The 2533-nt window shown below is 71.5% G+C and carries 4 protein-coding genes and 1 pseudogene; 3 read left to right on the top strand and 2 right to left on the bottom strand.

Annotation, left to right across the window (positions count from 1 at the left end; all coding sequences use genetic code 11):
* Positions 1–188: hypothetical protein (locus tag FRW57_RS20370; protein WP_152186912.1), on the bottom strand; the 188-nt coding region annotated here is incomplete at its 3' end.
* A gap of 250 nt (positions 189–438) precedes the next feature.
* On the opposite strand from FRW57_RS20370, the gene FRW57_RS20365 reads away from it, so the two are divergent.
* Entirely contained in the window at positions 439–981 is a 543-nt protein-coding gene (locus FRW57_RS20365; RefSeq protein ID WP_137122623.1) for a hypothetical protein, read from the top strand.
* Positions 982–1017: 36 nt separating this feature from the next.
* On the opposite strand, the gene FRW57_RS20360 is transcribed toward FRW57_RS20365, so the two are convergent.
* Complete coding sequence (locus tag FRW57_RS20360) at positions 1018–1257, bottom strand: helix-turn-helix domain-containing protein (protein WP_137122622.1); 240 nt, start codon at positions 1255–1257, stop codon at positions 1018–1020.
* Between the two features lie 146 nt (positions 1258–1403).
* Between FRW57_RS20360 and FRW57_RS20355 the strand changes: the two genes are divergently transcribed.
* Both FRW57_RS20355 and FRW57_RS20350 read left to right on the top strand, forming a co-directional pair.
* A complete protein-coding gene (locus FRW57_RS20355) occupies positions 1404–2063 on the top strand; it encodes an SAF domain-containing protein (RefSeq protein ID WP_152186911.1) in 660 nt (219 codons plus the stop codon).
* Positions 2060–2533, top strand: a pseudogene (locus FRW57_RS20350) (AAA family ATPase); the annotation flags it as partial. The gene FRW57_RS20355 and the pseudogene FRW57_RS20350, both read left to right, overlap by 4 nt.

Below are 2533 nucleotides of genomic sequence, written 5' to 3'. Positions count from 1 at the left end.
CGACCCCAGGAGCCGAGCACGCCTGGCAGAACGGACGCGGTCGCCGACGCCACCAGCAGGGTGAGCCAGACGGCCGCGAGCGTGGCCAGCCCGAGAGCGCTCACCTGCACCGCGTCGACCGGCTGCGGTTGGACCCGCGCGGTGGCCCAAGCCGTCCACGTGGCGTCGAGCAGGAGGACTGCTGTCATGGCGCAGAGTGCGCTCGCGAGCCCGCCGCGCACGGCCGCTCGTCTGCGGTGCCTGCGGTCCTGCCACGGGAGCGTCCGTCCGTGCTGCGGTGGCTTCATCTGTCCCATCCCTCCCCAGTGCGTTCGAGAGAGGTTAGTGCAGTTTGACCACGTTTGCCAACGTTTGTTGTGGAGAACGTAGCTCGACGGTGCCCATGCCATCGGTGGACGAGTGATGACGGCGCGGCAACCGACGCCCTAGGTTGTCTCCATGCGCTGGCAGGAGCTCTTCGCTGATCTGGAGGGACAGCTCGAGTCGGAGGCTGCTCGTGGCTTCGAGCTGGAGATCGCCGACCGGATCCGGCGCGAGCGTGCCGAGGTCGCCTTGGGGGAGCGGCTGGCGGCCTCGGCCGGACGGCGGTTGCAACTGCGCATTCGGGGCGCCGGGGACGTCGCCGGCGACCTGGCCGACGTCGGGCGTGACTGGCTGTTGCTCGAGACGGGGCGCCGCAGTGCGGTCGTGCCGTTCGGCGCGTTGCTGGCGGTCTCGGGGTGTGAGGAGCGGTCGGAGCAGCTGCCCAACGTCGCGCGTCGGTTCGGGCTCGGCTACGCGTTGCGGGTGCTGAGCCGGGATCGGGCGGTGGTGCGGCTGCTGGACGTCGACGGTCGTTCGGTCGCGGGCACACCCGATCGCGTGGGCTCCGACCACCTCGACCTCGCCCAGCACCCGGCCGACGTGCCGCGGCGGCGTGGCAACGTCACCGACCGCCTGGTGGTGCCGTTCTCGGCGATCGCCGTCGTGTGGAGCCGGTGACGGCGGGCGACGGCCGGGGCGGTGGTCAGGCGGTGGTCAGGCCACGTCGTCGCCGTCGGGGCCCTGTCCGAACGGGTGCGCCTCGACGAAGGACCGGGTTTGTGAGTACATCCGCTCGATGTACTTCTCCAGCTGCTCGGACTCGACCCGCCACTGGCCCCGTCCGCCGACCTTGATGGCGGGCAGCTCGCCGGAGCGAACGAGCGCGTAGGCCTGCGCCGAGGAGATGGACAGCACCTCGGCGACGTCGGCCAGCTGGATGAACCGTGGTCCCATACTCGGCCTCCTCATGGCGTTGGTGGTGCTCCGGTCGAACTGACCGAGTCTTTACCGGCTGCTGACGTCGTCTTGACGACGCCGCTACTAAGCATGGTATTCCTACGTTTGCTTCAGTTCGCATGTTATCCAATGGGGGCCGTGTCGTGCCAGATCTACCCACACCGATGGCGGCCCGGTTGCAACGGCCGTCCTGGAAGGACTGGCGGCTGGTCGTCGGAGTGCTCCTCGTGCTGGTCGCGATCGTGGCCGGCGCCCGCGTGGTCGCCGCCGCTGACGACACGGTGCCCGTGTTCGCCGCGGCGCACGCCCTGGTGCCGGGGCAGCCGGTGACCAAGGACGACCTGACGTCGGTGCGGGTCCATCTGGAGGACGTGGCGGCGAGCTACGTGGACGCCTCCGACCCGGTCGACGAGGGGACCTTTGCCCTGCGGCCGGTGCGTGAGGGGGAGCTGGTCCCCGCTTCAGCGCTCACCGGGCCGGACGGCGTGCACGTCAAGACGCTGACGGTCCCCGTCGACCCGACGGCCGCCCAGGTCCTGGTCCGCGGCTCGGTCGTCGACATCTGGGTGAACGCCGAACGGAAGGAGGGGTCGGGCTCGGCCTTCGGCAAACCCGACAGGGTCCTGGACTCTGCGGTGGTGGCCCGAGTGCCCGAGCAGAAGAGCCTGCTCGGGGCGGCCACCGTCTCCGTCCAGGTGGTGGTGCCCGAGGACACGGTGCAGGCCCTGATCGCCGCGGTCGACCGCGGCGACAAGATCACCCTCGTGCCGGCCGCCGGGTCGCCGTTGCAGGACGCGTCGTGACCCTCTCGGTCCTGCTCGCGGTCGCCGACCGCTGGGACGGCCGACTCACGACCACGCTGGAGGAGGCTCGCAGCAGCCAGGTGGTGCGCCGCTGCGCTGACCTGCCGGACCTGCTCGCCGCTGCCGCCAGCGGGCTGGCGGAGGCTGCGGTCGTGTCGTCCGACCTGCGTGGTCTGGACCGCAGCTCCCTCGGGCGACTCGCCGAGGACGGCATACGGGTCCTCGGCCTCTATCCCCCCGGCGACGAGCCGGCCGAGCGGCGGTTGCGCCAGATGGGGCTGTCCGCGGTGCTCCCGGCCGACACCACCGCGGCAGAGGTCGACCACGCCCTCCTCACGCTCGAGCAACCGCAGCCGTTTCCGGGAGCGGCGGAGGCGCCCGAGGCCGACGACGAGTTGTTCGTCGCCGGCCACGGCGATGCCCCAGGGGAGGGCGCGGCGCACCAGGTGATCGCGGTGTGGGGGCCGGCC

Origin of the sequence: Segeticoccus rhizosphaerae, assembly GCF_009192725.1 — a bacterium.
Lineage (GTDB): Bacteria > Actinomycetota > Actinomycetes > Actinomycetales > Dermatophilaceae > Segeticoccus > Segeticoccus rhizosphaerae.
Note: the sequence above shows the minus strand (reverse complement) of the source record. Positions and strands in the feature narration are given on the sequence as shown.